Origin of the sequence: Dyella japonica DSM 16301, from assembly GCF_001010355.1 — a bacterium.
Taxonomy (GTDB): Bacteria; Pseudomonadota; Gammaproteobacteria; order Xanthomonadales; family Rhodanobacteraceae; genus Dyella; species Dyella japonica.
On the sequence record NZ_JPLA01000019.1, the window covers coordinates 66,830 to 85,941 of the forward strand.

Annotated in this window: 10 protein-coding genes; all 10 read left to right on the forward strand. The window is 63.5% G+C overall.

Going from position 1 to position 19,112, the window contains the following annotated elements; all coding sequences use genetic code 11:
• The first annotated feature begins 142 nt into the window (after positions 1–142).
• The 10 genes from Y882_RS07395 to Y882_RS07440 all read left to right on the forward strand — a co-directional run bounded on the left by Y882_RS07395 (position 143) and on the right by Y882_RS07440 (position 18,947).
• Entirely contained in the window at positions 143–1,861 is a 1,719-nt protein-coding gene (locus Y882_RS07395) for a ShlB/FhaC/HecB family hemolysin secretion/activation protein (RefSeq protein ID WP_425479418.1), read from the forward strand.
• Between the two features lie 76 nt (positions 1,862–1,937).
• Positions 1,938–13,136, forward strand: coding sequence for a hemagglutinin repeat-containing protein (locus tag Y882_RS07400; protein WP_052949764.1), 11,199 nt, complete (start codon positions 1,938–1,940; stop codon positions 13,134–13,136).
• A gap of 60 nt (positions 13,137–13,196) precedes the next feature.
• Entirely contained in the window at positions 13,197–13,436 is a 240-nt protein-coding gene (locus Y882_RS07405; protein ID WP_156171358.1) for a hypothetical protein, read from the forward strand.
• Positions 13,437–13,544: 108 nt separating this feature from the next.
• On the forward strand, positions 13,545–14,180 hold the full coding sequence (locus tag Y882_RS20870) for an acyltransferase (RefSeq protein WP_280136520.1): 636 nt from the start codon (positions 13,545–13,547) through the stop codon (positions 14,178–14,180).
• Between the two features lie 611 nt (positions 14,181–14,791).
• Positions 14,792–15,256 carry a helix-turn-helix domain-containing protein gene (locus Y882_RS07415; RefSeq protein ID WP_046971264.1) on the forward strand — a complete coding sequence of 155 codons (465 nt, stop codon included), beginning with the start codon at positions 14,792–14,794 and terminating at the stop codon, positions 15,254–15,256.
• Entirely contained in the window at positions 15,256–15,822 is a 567-nt protein-coding gene (locus tag Y882_RS07420) for a PIN domain-containing protein (protein WP_046971265.1), read from the forward strand. Before Y882_RS07415 ends, Y882_RS07420 begins: the two co-directional genes overlap by 1 nt.
• Before the next feature lie 64 nt (positions 15,823–15,886).
• A complete protein-coding gene (locus tag Y882_RS07425) occupies positions 15,887–16,768 on the forward strand; it encodes an SMODS domain-containing nucleotidyltransferase (RefSeq protein ID WP_046971266.1) in 882 nt (293 codons plus the stop codon).
• A complete protein-coding gene (locus tag Y882_RS07430; RefSeq protein ID WP_046971267.1) occupies positions 16,746–17,375 on the forward strand; it encodes an SLATT domain-containing protein in 630 nt (209 codons plus the stop codon). The genes Y882_RS07425 and Y882_RS07430 overlap by 23 nt, the downstream gene beginning before the upstream one ends.
• The gene (locus Y882_RS07435) at positions 17,376–18,047 is read left to right on the forward strand and encodes a hypothetical protein (RefSeq protein WP_046971268.1); all 672 of its coding nucleotides are present in this window, start codon (positions 17,376–17,378) and stop codon (positions 18,045–18,047) included.
• Positions 18,048–18,464: 417 nt separating this feature from the next.
• A complete protein-coding gene (locus Y882_RS07440; protein ID WP_244466279.1) occupies positions 18,465–18,947 on the forward strand; it encodes a magnesium chelatase subunit ChlI family protein in 483 nt (160 codons plus the stop codon).
• The last annotated feature ends 165 nt before the right edge of the window (positions 18,948–19,112 follow it).

A 19,112-nucleotide genomic window follows, 5' to 3' on the forward strand; every position in this document is an offset into this window, starting at 1 on the left:
AACGTTCCATCCTGACTTGTTGTGCCCGGAACCGCTTGACTCTTGCCCCCCCCCCCGAAGGCGGTGGGCGGTTCCGGGCACCTCTTTATCAGCGGCGGGAGCGGTTGGGGATATGGATGTCTGTGTGGTGATGGATCATGGTGTGCCACGGTGGTGGCGATTACGTTGGCTGATCCCTGGTACGCTGCTCGCGTTGGGGACGACGGTCTATCTCACGCCGGCGTTTGCGCAGGCGGTCGATCCGGCCGCGCAGGAGCTGCTGCGTCAACAGGAGCGCGAGCGCGCGCTGCGTGAACAGCAGGAAACCACGCCCGATGTGCGCCTGCCGCGCGAAGCTCAAGCTTCGGCCGACCGCATCCCTGCCAACGAAGCGCCTTGCTTTCCTATCCAGGCGATTCGTCTGGACGGTGACGACGCCGCGCGTTTCCAGTGGGCGCTGAAAGCCGCCGATATCAAGGGTGATCCCGCCACCGGTCGCTGCCTGGGCAGCGCCGGCATCAACGTGGTGATGAAACGCCTCCAGAACGCGATTATCGCGCGCGGTTATGTCACCACGCGCGTGTTGGCCAAACCGCAGGACCTGCACGCCGGCGTACTCACGCTCACCGTTATTCCCGGCCGCATCCACGCCATTCGCTTTGCGCCGGGTGTGGACGCACGGGCTACCTCGTGGCGCGATGCGTTACCGGCGCGCCCCGGTGACCTGCTCAATCTGCGTGACATCGAACAGGCGCTGGAAAACTTCAAACGGGTGCCGACCATTGAGGCTGATATCAAGATTGCACCGGCTGAGGGTGCCGATGCCCAGCCCGGCGACAGTGACCTGCTCATCGTGTGGAAACAGTCCGCGCCCGCACGCATCGCCGTCAGCCTCGACGACTCCGGCAGCCAGGCCACGGGGAAGTTCCAGGGTGGCGCCACGCTGTCGCTGGACAACCTGCTGACGGGGAACGACCTGTTCTACGCCAATCTCGGCCAGTCGGTGTTCGATGGCAACGACAAAGGCACGCGCAGCTACACGCTGCACTACGACGTGCCCTACGGCTATTGGCTGCTGGGCGCCACCGCGAGCGGCTACACGTATCACCAGACGGTCGCCGGCTACGCCCAGAACTACGTCTACAGCGGCACAAGCCACAACGCCGACCTCAAACTGAGCCGCCTGCTGTACCGCAACGCCACCATCAAGTTCGGTGGCTACGTCCGTGCGTGGGAGCGCGACTCCAATAACTTCATCGACGACGCCGAAGTGCTCGTGCAGCGCCGTCGCCAGGGCGGTTGGGAAGCAGGCTTCACCTATAAGCAATTCATCGGTGCCGCCACGCTCGATGCGGACGCCGCCTATCACCGCGGCACCGGGGCGTTCAATGCGCTTCATGCCCCCGAAGAAGCCTTCGATGAGGGTACGGCGCGCCCCAAGATCATCACCGCCGACGCCACGCTCACGCTGCCGTTCCAGCTCGGTGATCAGCGCTTCCGCTACATCGGCAGCTGGCGTGCCCAGTGGAGTCAGACGTCGTTAGTCCCGCAGGATCGCCTCGCCATCGGCGGGCGCTATACGGTCAGAGGATACGACGGAGAGCTCCAGCTCACCGGTGACCACGGTTGGTTGGTGCGCAACGACCTCGGCTGGACCGTATTCGGCGGCCAGGAACTGTATCTCGGTCTCGACGTCGGCCATGTCGGCGGGCCGCCTACGCAATGGGAATTGGGACAGACACTGGCCGGCGGTGTGCTTGGCATACGCGGCGGGTGGCGGGGCTTGGCCTGGGATGTGTTTGCCGGCGCCCCCATCAGCAAGCCCCGCGGCTTCCCCACCGATAGCCCTACCGCAGGTTTCAGTCTGTCGTGGTCCTACTAAATCGAACATGAGCGCATGCGAGTGCGCGGCTTTGCTGTTTGCCGCTTGAACGCAATTAAGAACAAGGAAGCTTCGGATGAACACGCAGTATCGTCTGGTGTGGAACAAGAGCCTTCGCGTGGTGCAGGTTGCGAGTGAACTGGCCCATCGGCCTGATGGTGGTGTCGCGAGCGCGGCTGGGGCGACCGTCACGCAGACAAGCTGTGCACTGGCACTCAAAGGGCTGAGCTTCGCCGCTTGGGTTGCGCTGGGCTTGGTGAGCGTGATCGCACCGGCGAGCGCGGGCCAGGTCGCCGGACTCATCACCTCCGATCCGAATGCCCCCGGTAACCAGCGCCCGACCGTGCTGGGTTCTCCCGGCAACGCCGCGCTCGTCAACATCACCACCCCGTCGGCGAAAGGCGTTTCGACGAATCAATACAGCGCCTTCCAAGTGGACTCGCATGGCGCGGTGCTCAACAACTCGCGCACGAATACGCAAACCACCCTGGCCGGCACTATCGGCGGCAATCCGTATTTGGCGACGGGCACGGCCCGGGTCATCGTCAACCAGGTCAATGGCAGCTCGCCGGCCGCCTTGGGTGGCTATATCGAAGTCGCGGGTGATAAAGCCCAGGTCGTCATCGCGTCCCCCGCGGGTATTGCCGTGGATGGGGGCGGCTTCCTGAACGCATCCCGCGTGACGTTGACGACCGGCACGCCGGTGCTGAACGGCGGTGCGCTCGAGGGGTATCGCGTCAGCGGCAACGGTGTCGTTCAGGTCACCGGCAACGGTCTGGATGCGTCGCGCGCGGACTATACCGACATCATCGCCCGTGCGGCCGTACTGGAGGGTGCGATCTACGCACAACAGCTCCAGGCGACGCTCGGTGCCAATCAGGTTAGCGCGGATCAGAGCCAGATCACGTCGATCACCGGTGTGAGCACCAAACCCGCCTTGGCACTCGACACGAGTGCACTGGGCGGTATGTACGCCAACAAGATCGTTCTGCTCGCCAACGAGCAAGGCGTGGGCGTGAAGAACGCCGGCACCATCGCCGCGTCGGTGGGTGATGTGATCGTAACGGTCGATGGCCGACTGGAGAACACCGGCCACCTGCAATCGGGTTCGGGAGACACGACGATCATCGCCGGTGGTGGCGTCAGCAACGCCGGTGTCATCGCCGCCACGAACACGCTGGCGATCAGCACGCCGCAAGACGTCGACAACAGCAACGGCACTTTGAACGCCGGACGCATCGCGGTCGATGCGGCATCGTTGCGCAATGCCGCCGGCACCATCGCGCAAACCGGCCTGCGAGGCATGTCGCTGCAAGCCGGTGCGATCTCCAATCGTAACGGCGGCAGCATCGGCATGCCGGTGGCGGATACCGGTGCGGGCGCGGGTGGCCCATCGTCGTCCGGCGGTTCGCCCACCCCGCCGGCCACCGATCCTAGTGCAAGCACCGGTGGTAGCACCGGGTCCTCGGATGCCGGCTCCTCTGGCACACCACCGGTCGCATCGCTCGCCGATGGCGTGCTGCATATCACCGGGTTACTCGACAACGACGGTGGTCGCATCAGCGCGGCGGCGGGTTTTGATCTCACTTCCGCGAACGGCTTGTCGAATGACGGTGGTCAGCTGGGCTTGCGTCAGCTCACGCTGACCGGTGGTGACCTGAGCAACCGCGGAGGCACGTTAGCCATCAACGGTGCGGCCAGCATTCAAGGCGGCAACGTCCTCAACGATGCGGGTCAGTTAAGCTTTGCCAACTCGCTCGCGTTCAACGTCCAGAACCTGTCCAACCGAGGTGGCACGTTTACGCACAGCGGTACCGATGCCACCGCACTGTCGGTTGCCGGCACGCTGGATAATACCGGCGGTACGTTGACCAGTAATGCATCGTCGCTGGCGATCACCAGCGGCACGCTGATCAACGAAGGCGGCGCGATCAGTCACACCGGGCTCGATGGCCTCACTGTGACGACGAACGCGCTGTACGGCGCCGGCGGCAAGATCGCCACGGCCGGTGCCGTGCAGTTGACGGCAGGCGCCATCGATCACCAGCAGGCCACGCTCGCGGCGACGCAGGTCACCGTCAACGCCGCGAGCTTCGACAATCGGGGCGGCACAATCACGGCCTCCGGCGACGCGGCCAATACGCTGCAGGTCACGGGCATGCTCGACAACAGCGACGGTGGCACCCTCGCAAGCAACGCGGACCTGTCGCTGCACGCGGGCACGCTGGGCAATGCCAATGGCACCGTCCAGCACGCCGGCACCGGCACGCTGCGCATCGACGCCGCCACGCTCAACGGCGCTGGCGGCACCATCGGCAGCAACGGTCAGTTGCTCCTCACGGGCGCCACCACCGATCTCAGCGGTGGCACCACTTCGGCGCAAGCGGTATCGATCACCACCGGGTCGCTCAGCACCGCCCACGGCACGCTGGTCGCGGCAGGCAGTAGCCTCTTGCAGCTCACCGTGCAGGAGGCCTACGACAACACCGGCGGCCAGGTCAGCACCAACGGCGCGTTGCAACTCAGTGCGGCCTCGCTCACCAATGCAGGCGGCTCACTGGTGGCAGCGGGAACAGGTGCCACGCATCTCACCGTAACAAACCGCCTCGACAACACCGGCGGCACCCTCGCGGCGGCGGGCGCCACCACCGTCCAGGCGCACGACCTGATCAACCAGGGCGGCACGCTGCAGGCCGCGGGTGCCGCGCTGACCGTCACCGCCGACGGGTTGCTCGACAACAGCGCCAAGGGTTTCCTCACCAGCGACGGCGACCTGACCCTCGGCGCAGCGACCCTGGACAACACGGCTGGTACCATCCAGCACACCGGCCAAGGCGCGGCCACGATCACCGCCACCATGCTCAACGGCCAAGGTGGCACGATCGCCAGCAACGGCGACCTCACCCTGCACGGCGGCGCACTCAACCTGAGCGACGGCACGACCTATGCGCAGCGTGTCACCGTCAATGCCGACGCGCTCACGACCGCGGGCGGCACCCTGCAGGCCCTGGGCGATAGCCCGCTCAACCTGACGGTGCGCGGCCTGTTCGACAACACGGCAGGCACCGTCGCCACCAACGGCGCGCTGCAACTCACGGCGCAAACCCTCACCAACACGCAAGGCACGCTCTCCGCCGCCGGCCACGCGGCGACGAGCCTTACCGTCGCCGGTCGTTTCGACAACACCGGGGGCACGCTGGCCGCCATGGGTGCAACCACCGTGACCGGTGGCGACCTCGTGAATCAGGGTGGCACGATCCAGGCCGCCGGGTCACTCCTGACCGTGACCACCCATGGTCTGCTCGACAACAGCCAGCACGGCACCCTCGCCAGTGATGGTGACCTGACCGTCAGTGCGTCGACACTCGACAACACGCAAGGCGTGATCCAGCACGCCGGCCAAGGCGGGGCCACGATCACCGCCACCACGCTCAACGGTCAAGGTGGCACGATCGCCAGCAACGGCGACCTCACCCTGCACGGCGGCGCCCTCAACCTGCGTGACGGCACCATTTACGCGCAGAGTGTCACCGTCAACGCCGATGCGCTCACCACGGCGGGCAGCACCCTGCAGGCCCTAGGTGGCAGCCCACTCAACCTGACGGTGCGTGGCCTGCTCGACAACACCGGCGGACAGATCGCCACCAACGGGGCGCTGCAACTCACCGCGCAGGCGCTGACCAACGCGAACGGCACCCTGCAGGCTGCGGGCACCGATGCTACGGTCCTCACCGTCACCCAGGCGTTCGACAACACCCTCGGCACCCTCGCCACGGCAGGTGCGACGAGGGTGCATGCCGGCTCACTCGACAACACGGCCGGCACCTTGCAAGCGGCCAGTGACGATGTGCTGACCGTCAGCAGCGACGGGGCGCTGATCAACGACGGCGGCACTCTGGTCGGCAACGGCGCGCTCGCACTCAGCGCGGGCTCCCTCAGCAATCACGGCGGCACGATCCAGACGCAGCAGGCCATCGATGCGACCATCGGCGGCACGTTCGACAACAGCAACGGCGGCACCGTGACCGCCGGCGGCGACCTTACTGTCCAGGCGGCTTCACTGCTTAACCGCAACACGTTGAGCACGAGTGTCCCCCAGGGGCTCTATGGCGATCACGTCCACCTGCAGGCGGACACGCTCGACAACACCCAGGGGCAGATCCACGCCAACGACACCCTCACCGTACAGGGGCAATCGGCATCGGCTAGCGCCGTCACCAATGCAGGCGGCGCCATGGATGGCACCGATGCGGTTACGGTCATCGCCACCACGCTCGACAACACGGGCGGCCAGCTGATCCAGCGCGGCAGTGATGGATCGCTCAGCCTCAACGCCACCCAGGCCATCACCAACACCGGCGGTGGCCTGATCGGGGCGGAGGGTACGGCTAGCATCCACGCAGGCGCATTCGACAACAGCGGCGGTACCACCTCTGCCCAGGGTGACCTGTCCCTCGCCAGTGATGGCGACCTGTTCAACCGCAACGGCGGCGTACTGCAAACCCACGGCGCGCTGACGTTGAACGCCAACGGCACGTTCGATAACAGTGCGGGCCAGCTCGATGCCGCCGGCGCGGCGGCGATCACGGCGGCCTCGGTCAACAACGTCGGTGGCCAGTTGCTCGCAGGTGATGCATCGAGTCCCGATGCCGCACTGCAGATTATCTCTGGCAGCACTCTCGACAACCGCGGCGGCACGATCGGCAATCGCGGTGGCGATGTCACGCTCAGCACGGCGAGCGTGGATAACAGCAGCAACGGCACACTGGTCGCCCAGCGCGATCTCACGCTCGATAGCGTGGATGCGCTAAACAACACCGGCGGCACGACCTACGCCACACGCAACCTCAGCTTCCGGAACGGCAGTGCCACGCTCGACAACACCGGCGGCCAACTAGGCGCTGGCGACACGGCGTGGCTCAATCTCGCCCAGATCACCAACAATACGGGCGGCCACCTGCAGGCCAGCACGCTATGGCTCACCACGCCGACGCTCACCAATGATGGCGGCGAAGTGGATGGCGCCGTGGTGCACGCCATCTTCGCCAGCTTGAACGGCATCGGCCGCCTCTACGGCAGCCAGCTGCTGGACGCTCATGTCACCGGCGACTACGCCCACCTCGCCGGCCAGCGCCTGGAAAGCGATGGCGTGCTCAGCCTGACCGTCGACGGCACGCTGACCAACCAGGGCACGCTGCAAACCCAGGGCGAGCTGGACCTCTCTGCCGCCAACCTCATCAACACCAACGGCGCCATGATCAACGCCAGCGCCAACGATGGCAGCGGCGTCGCCAATATTCATGTCAGCGGCAACCTGGACAATCAGCAGGGTGCCACCCTGGAAGGCGACACGCTGAACGTGTCCGTCGGCACACTCACCAACACCGGCAACATTGTCGGCGACGTGGTGAATGTCGATGCGAGCACGCTGACCAACGGCCGCGACCTGGGCAGTGCGACGGCGGCGGTGGATTACGGCGAAGGCTTCATTGGCGCGTCACAAGCGCTCAACCTGCATGTCGGCACGCTCGCCAACCTCGATGCCCAGCTCTACAGCGGCGGCAACCTCAGCATTGCGGCCGATGCAGCCGGCAACCGGGCGCAGTCCGTGCTCAACCGCTCCGGCCTAATTCAGGCCGAGGGCGATCTCAACCTCGCCGCCCAACAGATCACCAACGAACGCCGGCTGTTCGAGACTGGCTGGGTCACCCTTACACCGGCCGAGCAGGCGCAGAACAGCACGACCACGGTCGACCCGCAATACCGCTACACCGACACCGATCCAGCGCATCAGCCACCGAACATCGATCCCAGCCAGGTGGTCGATGCCAGTGAACTGGCCAAGGCCCAGGCGTATTGCGACAGCCACAACTGGGCATCGTTGCGTTGCATTGGTTACCCGCAGGGTAAAGGCTCGCCCGCAGTCTTCCAGTCGGACACGACCACCACGGTCATCGCGTATGAAGTGGTGACCGCCGAGAGCGCCGCCAGTCTGATGGTGTCGGGTGGCGACATGCACCTCAGCGGTTCGCTCCGCAACGACAAGTCCACCGTTGCTGCCGGGCACGACCTCATCATCAACGCCCCGGGCACCGATGTCACGGGTACCGAAACGGTGGAAAACATCGCATGGGCGCCCACCGCCCAACTGCAGACCACCACCGACCTTCAGACCCAGTCGCAGTACTTGGTGACCAGCCCCTCGCGCACTTGGCTGGATGGCGACTGGTGGACGTACGACACCCAAACGGCGACGTCCTCCGTACTGCTGGCACCCGGCCAGGTACCCGGTTGGATCACGCTCAATGCGGGTCCGGGTGTGAAGGCCACGCTCACGGCCGGCGGTGCCATTTATATCAACGGCGCCGATGTCACGAACCGTTACGGGGGCACGGCACCTGGTGTGTCGGGGAGTGCCTCCACGCCCGCCGTGGGTGGCAGTGGTGGTGCCAGTGGTATCACGGCCGGCGGCTTGGCCGACCCGGGCAGCACCACGTTCCAGAACGCCAACGGCGCCCAGGCCGGCGCCGCGGCCGGCGTGGCGAGCGCGAGCGGAACGGCGGTTCACGGTGCCGGTGCGGCAGGGGCGGCGCAGGGCCAGAGTGTGTCTGGCCCCGGTCATCAGAGCGGGGCCACCGGACAAACCATCGGCGATACCCACAGCCCGCTCCCGGGCTATATCCCGCCGAACAATGCGATGGTGCAACAGCATCCCGATGCCGATGCACCGTTCCTGATCACCACGGCGCCGCGTTTTGCCAAGGGCGCCTCGACGAGCTCGGACTACCTGCTGCGCGCGCTCGGCGACGATTCGGCGAACGTCCACAAGCGCCTGGGCGACGGCTACTACGAACAGAACCTGGTCATGGACCAGATCCTGCAGCTCACCGGGCGTCGCAGCGTGAACGGTGGCGACCCGATGGCGCAGTACGGCGCCCTGATGGACGGTGCCGCGGCGGAAGCCGCGCGGTTGGGCCTGAGCCTCGGCGCGCCACTCACCACCGCGCAAATCGCGGCGTTGGATACCGACATCGTGTGGCTGGTCGATCAGGTCGTCGATGGCCAGCACGTGTTGGTGCCGGTGGTGTACCTGTCCAAGGCCACCGCCGATCGCATGAAGAGCGACGGTGCGCTGATCGCCGGCGACACCGTCAACGTGGCGTCCAGCGGCACGTTGCGCAACGACGGCACCATCAGCGGCACTCAGGGCACCTGGCTTAGTGCCGACACGCTGATCAATACCGGTGCGCTGAAGAGTAACGGCACCCTCGCCATCGCCACCCGCAACGACACGATCAATACCGGCACGCTCAGCGGCGGTACGGTGAGCGTGGCGGCCGGGCGTGATCTGCGCAACACCGGCAGCATCACCAGTAACGGCAACATGGCGCTCACGGCGGGTCGCGACCTGACCACCGGCGTGGCACCGATCCAGGCGGGCGGCAACCTCGCCATGGTCGCCGGTCGTAACCTCACCGCCACGGCATCGAAGATATCGGCCGTGGGTGACGCGCAACTGGTCGCCGGTAACAACCTCACACTCAACGCCACCGGCCACACCACGCGCACGGGAGGTGCCTCCAACGGCCAGGAATCCACTACCCATGCGGTGACCGCCATCCAGGCCGGTGGCAACCTCGCCCTGGTTGCCGGCAATGACCTCACCAGCACCGGCGCCCAGCTCAGTGCGGGCAACCAGTTGGGCCTGGCCGCGGGTCACGACCTCACGCTCAACGCGGTCACTGACCACCAGGCGACCTACAGCAAGACTGTGTCGGGGCATACCGTGACCACCACACGTGCCGATGACGACACCGTGCGCGGCAGCAGCCTCAGCGGTACCAACGGCGTGGCCCTCACCGCCAACCACGACCTCACTGCGACGTCCGCCACCATCACCAGCGCCAACGGCAACGTGGGCCTGATGGCCGGCCACGACCTCACTCTCAACACCGCTCAAGAAAACCACAGCACCGTCACCGACACCAAGACCACCAGCAGCGGCCTGCTTTCCAGCAGCACCAAGCGCACCCACGACAGCGTGAGCGACAGCCTCGCCATCGGCACCACGATCAGCGGCAGCGGCGTATCCATGGCCGCCGGTCACGACCTGGCCGCCACCGCCGCACAGGTCGTTGCCGATCATGACATCGTCATGGTGGCCGGTAACAATCTCACGCTCAACACCGCCAACGACGTCCACACGGAAGACCACAGCACCTCCAAGACCAAGAGCGGCCTGATGGGTGCCGGTGTCGGCGTGATGGTGGGCCAAGCCAAGCAGAGCCAGGACGCCACGCTGACGCAGACCACGCCCACCGGGACTACCGTGGGCAGCCTCGGCGGCAGCGTGACCATGAGCGCCGGCAACAACGTGCATCTGACCAATGCGACGGTGCTCAGCGACACCGGCACCGCCATCGTGGGCAAGAACGTCACCATCGATGCGGCGCTGGGCGCCACCGACACCACGCAGACCCAGAAGCAAAGCAGCAGCGGCCTCACGTTGAGCTTGGGTGGGGCCGCCGTGACGGCGGCGCAAGGCGTTGTCGCCAGCGCCAAGCGAGGCAGCGAGGTGAAGGACGACCGACTCAAAGCCCTGTATGCCGCGCAAGCCGGCTATGCCGCCTACGACACGGTCCAAAGTGCCAACGCCATTGCCAATGGCAGCAACGGTAACAGCGCCATCAACCTGCAGTTGGGCATCGGTGGCAGCAGTGCCAGTAGCAAGACCGTGACTCATGACGAAACCGCCTACGGCAGCACCATCCAAAGCAACGGTAATGTCGTCATTGCCGCCACCGGCGGCGACCTCAACGTCATTGGCAGCCAGATCAGCGGTGACAACGTCGGCCTCATGGCCGCCAACAACATCAACCTACTAAGCCAGGCGGAAGATCACACCCTCAAGAACACCAACAAGAATGCTAGCGGCGGTGTCGGCGTGCAGATCGGCTCGGACGGTATTGGCTTCTACGCTCAAGCCTCGGTGGGCAAAGGCAGTGCGCACGGCAATGGCACCACGCATGCCACCACCAGTGTGGATGCCACGGACACGCTCACCCTGATCAGCGGCGGCGACACCACCATCCAGGGCGCGCAAGCCAAGGGCAACACCGTGCTCGCCGACATTGGCGGCAACCTCAACATCCGCAGCGAACAAGACACCGACGACTACGCCAGCAAACAGCAACAAGCCAGCGGCAAAGTCGTGGTGGGTATGGGGGCCAGTGCCAGCGGCAGTTACAACCAAAGCAACATCGATAGCCACTACGCCAGCGTCACTACCGTCAGTGGCATTGGTGCCGGCGATGGCGGCTTCGATATCCACGTCAAGGGCAACACCGACCTTCATGGTGGCGTGATCGCCAGCACGGCCGACGCCAATAAAAACCTCCTTGACACCGGCAGCCTGACCTTTAGCAACATCGAGAACAAGGCCGACTACAGCGCGAGCAGCGTTGGTATCGGTGCCGGCACCGGTGGAGGATCGATCGGTGGACCGCCGGGGATCGCGCCAGGCATCGGTGTGCCGCAAAGTGACAGCAGCCGCAGCACTACCAAGGCGGGCATCGCCCAAGGCACGATCACCGTGCGCAGTGGCAACGCCGATCTCAGTGCGCTGGATCGCACCGCCACGCTCGACCAGCAAGGTCTTAAGCCGATCTTCGACCTGCAGAAGGTACAAGAGCAGCAGGAGATGGGACAGGTCGCTGGATATGTGGGCATGCGCACGGCGGGCAGCATCGCCGACTACATGGCCAACCACGCTACCACCGACGCGGAACAGAAGTCATGGCAGGATGGCGGTGCCAACAAAGTTCTTCTGCATGGCCTGGTAGGCGCGGGCACGGCGGCGCTGGGCAATGGCGATGTCGTCGGCGGTGCGGTGGGTGCGGCGGCGAGTGAAGCGGCTAGCGCCAAGATGCAAGAGTATCTGGACAGCCAGCACATCACCGATCCGGCACAACGGAACACTTTGATGAACTTGGCGAGTGCCGCCATCGGCGGTGCGGCCGGCGGTGGTGCAGGTGCGGCGACGGCGTTGCAGGGCGAGCAGTTCAACAGGCAGTTGCACGAAACAGAAAAGCAACGCATCAAACAATTGGCGGGTGGTGATCCTCAGAGAGAAGCCGATCTCAGTGCTGCGTCTTGCGCGCTCGTCCATTGCTCTACGGAGTACGCCAAAGATAGTCCGGAGTATGCGTACTACAGCCAGCTCGAAGCGCTGGGTAATCAGCCGCAGTATGCCGATGACCGGGCACTGCTTAGTCAGCAGACATATACCCGAACCGTTGTCATTCCGAGTGGGATGAGCGTGCCGGTGGCCGACCCGCTGTTCGATTACAGCGCGGGCGACAAAGTGCTCGATAACCTTACCTACGTCAACAACAGCTACGGGCACCCCTTCACGCGTGCCGGTGGTGCTCTGCAAGCCGTAGGTGGTGCAGCATCCGCCGCCACAGGGACGGTGTTGGCGGCCGGTGGCGCGGCTGCATGCCCCGAGTCGCTGGGTGCGGGTTGTGGCGTAGCTGTGGGTGGCACCGCACTGGCGGTATGGGGCGTCGATCAAACGCAAGCCGGCGTGCGCACGGCGTGGAATGGCGCACCGACGCAAACCATCGGCGGCTATGTGTTGCAGCAGGCATTTGGTATTTCGCCGCAAGCGGCGGAACTGCTCTACGGTGCCGTGGGCGTGGCGGGCGGCATGTCGTTGGGTTCGGTTAACGTCCCGTCGCTGTCGACGGTGAAGGTCTATGCACCGGCGGCATCGGCAACGGCAGACGCCGAGGCGGGTGGAATATCTAGATGGGTAACATCTACAGACGGTGTCATGCTAGATGGTGCCGTCCCCCTGAGCAAAGATGCGTTGTCGGCAATGTCGCCCGACATGGCTTATAAGTACTTGCTGACTTCTTCCGATCAGCTAAATGTGGCCTCCTCCCCTAATGCTGCGGTTTTCTATTCAGGACCTGGGGCTCGGACCGTAGCTGAAACTTTCGCGCTCTCCAGTGGAAAGACCACTCTTGAAATGACACCTGGTGGCGCATGGCTAGACAATCTTCAGCTATTTAGTGGAGGGGTTCCCGGCATAACGCAGGAGCAGGCTCTGAATCTTTGGGTAAACACTTCGAGCAGGTATGCCAACTGTGCGTCTGGTGTTTGCATCGGCATTTTGAACAATCCACGTCCGACATCAATCTTTAACACCGTTGAATTTCCTATTTTGCAGAAGAATCCGAACGTGACAAACGTAATTACGGGTGGAAACTAAATGTCGAGCTATTACAAGCTAACTGCCCAGCATGTTCGGCATTCGAGTGGATATGAAGTCATGTCCATCGATCGCTTCCATATCGGATACAAAGATGTTTATGGCTATTACGAAATAGAACGGGAGCTTGGTTGGAATCCATCGATAAACAAGGGGTGTGAGTATCTCTTTCCTCTAAAAATGATGAAGAACGGTGTTGCGGGTGCTGAAATTACCGATTCAGAGAGAGAGCTCGTCATTAGTCGCGTCGTTGATGCGATAAAGTTTATGGATGACTTTGACGTTGAGGTTGCTTCGTAGATGGCTGTTTGGTGATCCTCAACGAGCAGAACAACTGTTCTACAGCCGAGGCATTGGAGTTGGAATACTGCGTCCCGCCGTCTCCATCTGGCGACTGAGCAACGACAGTTGACGCTCTACGGACGTGTGAATAAGGAAGTTGCGGTGAAATTTTTCAGGAAGGGCCGCGCGATCGTGCAAGCCGCGATCGCAGCGACCAAGCTCAACCACCGAGGTGGTCATTGTCGGCTCTATGGTCGATGTACTGTCGTCAACGACGGCGTGTTCACCCTTGGCGATTATTTCTGTGCCAAGGATGGCGTCTCCTTGGTCAGCGGACATGGCGCCGAGCTACGCATCGGCAATCGCGTGTTCATGAATTATGGCGCCTCGGTCTATGCCACCCATCGCATCACGATCGGCGATCACGTCCTGATCGCTGACGACGTGCGCATCATGGATACCGATTCCCACGACGTCGTAGACCATGCGAAGCCTGGCAAAACCGCGCCCATCACCATTGGCAACCATGTCTGGATCGGGTTACGCAGCCTCATCCTGAAAGGGGTGACCATTGGCGATGGCGCGGTCGTCGCCGCCGGTTCTGTAGTCACGCGCGATGTGCCGCCACACACACTCGTGGCCGGCAATCCCGCCAGGGTCATTCGTGCCATTGATGCTCATGTCATGCGGCAAGAGGCATGGATGCCGACCGCGATAAAAGCGACATCGCCCATGGACCCATCGGCTCCTATCAGAGAGTAGCGATGTGGGAATCGCATCGGCATGGCCTCATCTCGCGGGATGCGGTCCTAACGACGTCCTGGACGGAAGTACTGCGGTGTATACACCAGAGCGTCCGGAAAGAGGGTCAGGTCAGGTTCACTTCCTGCACTCCCTATAACTAGAGGGCGAGTTGGGGCATGACGCATTCAAAGTGACGGTCGAAGCCAAGTCCTGGCGATTTGCCGGTATTCGTCCAGCTCATCGCATGCCACGCCAAAAGGGCGGCGTCCATGTCAAGGGGGTGCGGATCACGGCGTGCCCTTGGCCAACTGAGCCATGAAGTACCTCTCGCCGCGCCTGCTTCGTCTTGGCGTTGTCAACGGAAATGGAAGCCGCGCAAAGGGGGCACCTACGTTATTGCACGGCTACCGATGCTGATGCCACGCACCTGCCCTCGAAGCCACAAACGGAAGCGGGCGCCTGTGGTACGCGCGCGGCCCCGTCCGCTAGTTGCCTTTCGTGTATTTCGATTGTTGCGTTTATTGCAGTTATGCTGCAAGATGGCCTTATTCCGTAAAGCCGAACATGGCCGCTACGGAAAACCGGAGCCCGCGCTCCGTCGAGCCAGGACCTGAAGTAGGAGGCGCCTCATGGCCGCACTACGTAACACCCTTCCGCCCAGCCCGCCGGCCCCGCCGACGGCCCATGAGGCGGAACTCGCCCTCTCCAGCAGCCGCTTGCTGGCCGCCTGCCTCGGCCAGGGCGACAGCGCGCGCCTGCGCGTTCATGACGGCAACGACGTCATCGAAGTGCCGATCGTGGCCTTGCGCATGCTGGTGGATATCTTGGCCAACATGGCCGAAGGTCGCGCCGTGGGCATCATGCCGCTCCACGCCGAGCTCACCACGCAACAAGCTGCGGATCTATTAAATGTGTCGCGCCCGTTCCTGGTCGCGCTGATCGACGCCGGCGACATCGCGTGCCACATGGTGGGCACGCATCGACGCATCTACGCCCGCGACGTGATGGCCTACAAGGCCAAGCGGGACGCCGAGGGCAAGGTCGCCATGGAAGCCTTGGCCGCCCAGGCACAGGACCTGGGGTTGGGCTACTGATGGCCTTTGTCGCGCTGTACGACGCCTGCGTGCTGTACCCGGCGCCGCTGCGCGACCTGCTCATGCAGTTGGCGCGCACCGATACGTTCCGCGCGCGCTGGACGGAGCGGATCCACGACGAGTGGATCCGCTCCCTGCAGGCCAAGCGGCCGGATTTGCGACCCGAGCAGCTGGCCCACACGCGCCGAGCGATGAACGCGGCGGTGCTGGACTGCCTAGTCACCGGCTACGAGGATCTGGAAGCGGGCCTAACGCTGCCGGATCCCAACGATCGCCACGTGCTCGCGGCCGCCATCTGCGGTCGTGCCGACGTCATTGTGACCTTCAATTTGAAGGACTTCCCCGTCGACGTGCTCCGTCCGAAGGGCATCGAAGCGCAGCACCCGGACACCTTCGTGCGCCACCTGGTTGATCTGCATCCGGGCGCGGTGCTCGCCGCGGTGCGCGCGCAACGGGAATCGCTGAAGAACCCGCCGCGTACAGCGCGACAGATGCTCGACACGTTTCTGGAGCAGGGACTTGTCCTCACGGTCGCGGCCCTGGAACCCATGATCGACGGCCTCTAGAGGGGAGAAGATTTCCGCTGGTGATACAGGCTGTGGAACTGACGCTTTAAGGAAAGGAAGGCGAATGGGCGAGGGGCAGTGGTTCACGGATTTTTGTAGCGCGTTGACGATCGGCCGAGACAAGCGCGATTCCGTCGCTGCTCGGACGGGACGCATTGTCGGCCAGCTCAACCACGATCTCAGGAATCTCGACTCCAAGAGCGCCAATCGCTTTTACGTCGGATCCTATGGCCGCAATACCTCGATTCCTTCCGTCAGTGACGTCGACGTCGTCTACGAGTTGCCGGTGGCGCTGTATGAGCGCTTCCATCGCCACGCGGGTAATGGACAGTCCGCCCTCCTGGCCTACGTGAGAAATTCCATCCAGAACACCTACCCAACCTCCGTGGTGGCCGGAGACGGACAAGTCGTAGTAATCCATTTCACGGATGGCATCCGGTTCGAAATCTTGCCGGCCTTTTCGAACGTCGCCGACACGTACACGTTCGCCGACTCCAATGGCGGGGGCACCTGGCGTGAATGCAAACCGAAGCAGGAAATGGCCGCCTTCTCAGCTCGCAATGCACAATGCAACAACAATCTGGTGTCGCTGTGCCGAATGGTGCGCGCGTGGCGGGATCACAACAAAGTCGGCATGAGCGGCATGCTGATTGACACGCTTGCTTACCAATTCATCGCGACATGGGAGCATCGCCAAAACTCGTATGCGTACTACGACTATTTGACGAGAGACTTCTTCAAGTACCTTGCTGGCCTGGATCCCAACAAGACGTACTGGCAGGCGCCAGGGAGCGGCTCCTATGTTTACCGGGGCGACGCCTTTCAATACAAGGCGCGCTCGGCGGAGCTGCGCGCGCTCGAAGCCATCCAATACCAACTGGCCAATCACAACTGGTCTGCCCGACAAAAGTACCGCGAGATCTATGGAACTTCCTTCCCCGAGTGACGTGCCTGGTCAGGCGGCGCAGCCGACATTGGAAAGTCAGCTCCGCGAGATGTACGGACGAGCCGCCTACACCCACAAGGCGCACGAAAAGATGGCTGACCGATGCACCGTCCGATACAGGGTGGTCAAAGTCACGGAGATCGTCTTGTCCGCGATCGCATCCGGCAGCTTTTTGCTGGCGTTGCTCGGGGACTCCCATGCCGCCACCATCGTGGGCGCGGCGGTGTCCACGGCATTGCTCGGCGTGACTTTGTACTTCAAGGAAGCAGGGACGACGCGCCGAGCGCAAGTCCACACCGAAGTCGCCGCAAAACTCTGGGCCGTTCGTGAGGCGCTGCTGTCGTTGCTCGTGGACATGAGTGACGGGGTCGATCCGGCTCACATTCGAACGCGGCGCGACGAGCTGAATGTTACACTCGAAGGCATCTACCGCTCAGCGCCGCGCACCGATACAGCGGCCTATCGCGCCGCCCAAAAAGCCCTTAAGCAATCAGAGGAGCTTTTCTTCGGCGAAGCGGAATTGGACAGGATGTTGCCGAGCAAGCTTCGGAGGGCTACCGGAGCCAAGTCGGCATGTGCGCGCACTGACCGCGACAAGGATGCGTAGATGATCGACGATACCGGCGAGCCAACCGACCAGACCGCAACGCCTGACGACGAGACACAGCGTCGTCGGGCGCTGTTCGACACGTACTGGACCGAACAGCAGACGCGAGAACGTGCGAACCGCGATAAGTACGACAACACGATTCTGGCCTATTCCACGGGCGCACTGGCGCTATCGGTCACTTTCATCAAGGACGTCGTGCCACTGGCCACCGCGCAAGCACTCTGGACCCTCAAGACATCTTGGGTGCTTTTCGCAACGTCGCTACTTCTCATGTTGGCGACCTTTCCCATGGGGGCACAAGCCAATCGCGCGAGTATTGATGCGGCGCAAGAGTATTTCATCAACTGCAAGGACGAGTATTTCAACAAGCAGAGTCGTGCCGGGAAGACTCTGAACTGGCTGAACCCATTGGCTGGTTTTGTCTTCTTTGCTGCCGTTGGCTTCACCGTCGCGTTCGTGTGGACCAATGTTCACGATAAGGAGAAAACTGACATGACAAACCAAAAAGCACCGCCGACTACGTCGACCCAAGCCTTGAACGAGGCTCATGTATCCGCAACGATGCAGGTCGTGCACAAGGGCACACCCAGCGCCGCAATGCCCGCGGCCGCCGCGCCGGCGCCGGCCCCCACCCCGGCTCCTGCAGCGCCGCCGCGGTCAAGCAAGTGATGACTCGCCGTCCTCAGTTATCTATCAAGAGCACCGCTATGACCGAGAAAAATAGCCGCAATGTATTGACTCACGATGGCATGCCGTCAGCTCTGATGAACAAAGTCGGGTCCACCGACAACTCACGCGGCGCACCCAGTGCACAAATGCCACGTGTAGGTTCGCCCGTAGCTGCACCTTCCCCCGCCCCAGCACCTGCTCCTACCTCGTCCAAGAAAGGCAAGTGATCGAGGACTGGCGTTGCTCAGAGTTCCTTGCGGCCCGTAGGCTCCTTGAATTGGCTCGAGGTGCAGGCAACATCGTGAGCGGGCGAGACCGCTGATTTCCGACCCACAGATCTAGTCTGTACGCGAGCGCGTCTTGCTATTCACCCAGGCCGCGCTTTCTCTGCCGGGAACAATATTCGATCAATATGACTTGACTACCCTAGCGATGAATCCCTGTCCCTGCGGTTATGCGGGCGACCCGCGCCAGCGTTGCCAGTGCACGCCCGATCAGGTGCAGCGCTACCGCGGCCGCATTTCCGGACCGCTGCTGGATCGCATCGACCTGGGCATCGAGGTGCCGCGCGTTCCGCTGGGTGAACTGGGGGCGCCGCCCGGGCCGCAGGACGAGGATTCGGCGACGGTCCGGGCGCGTGTGATCAAGGCGCGCCACCACGGCCTGATGCGGGCGGGGCGCGCCAATGCCGAGATCAGCGCACGGGAACTGGAGCGCGACTGCGCGCTGGGGCCAGCCGAGCGCCGCTGGTACGACAGCGCGCTGGAGCGGCTCGGGCTGTCCGCCCGCGCCTATCACCGCACATTGCGGGTGGCCCGCACCATCGCCGACCTGGACGGCGGCGCCGGCCTGCTTGACCGCAGCCATCTCGCCGAAGCCTTGATGTACCGACGTTTCTAAAGACGGGGCGGCCATGCCTTATGGCCCTTGCGGGTAATTTTTGAACTGACGGGTATTGACTTGGTCCGGCGCAGGCGTATTATCTGTACTCGCTGGTTCTGCATTGAGCCATGCCTGCCACCCCGGTATCGGTACTCCCTCCCCCTCCCCCGTCCGATACCGGGG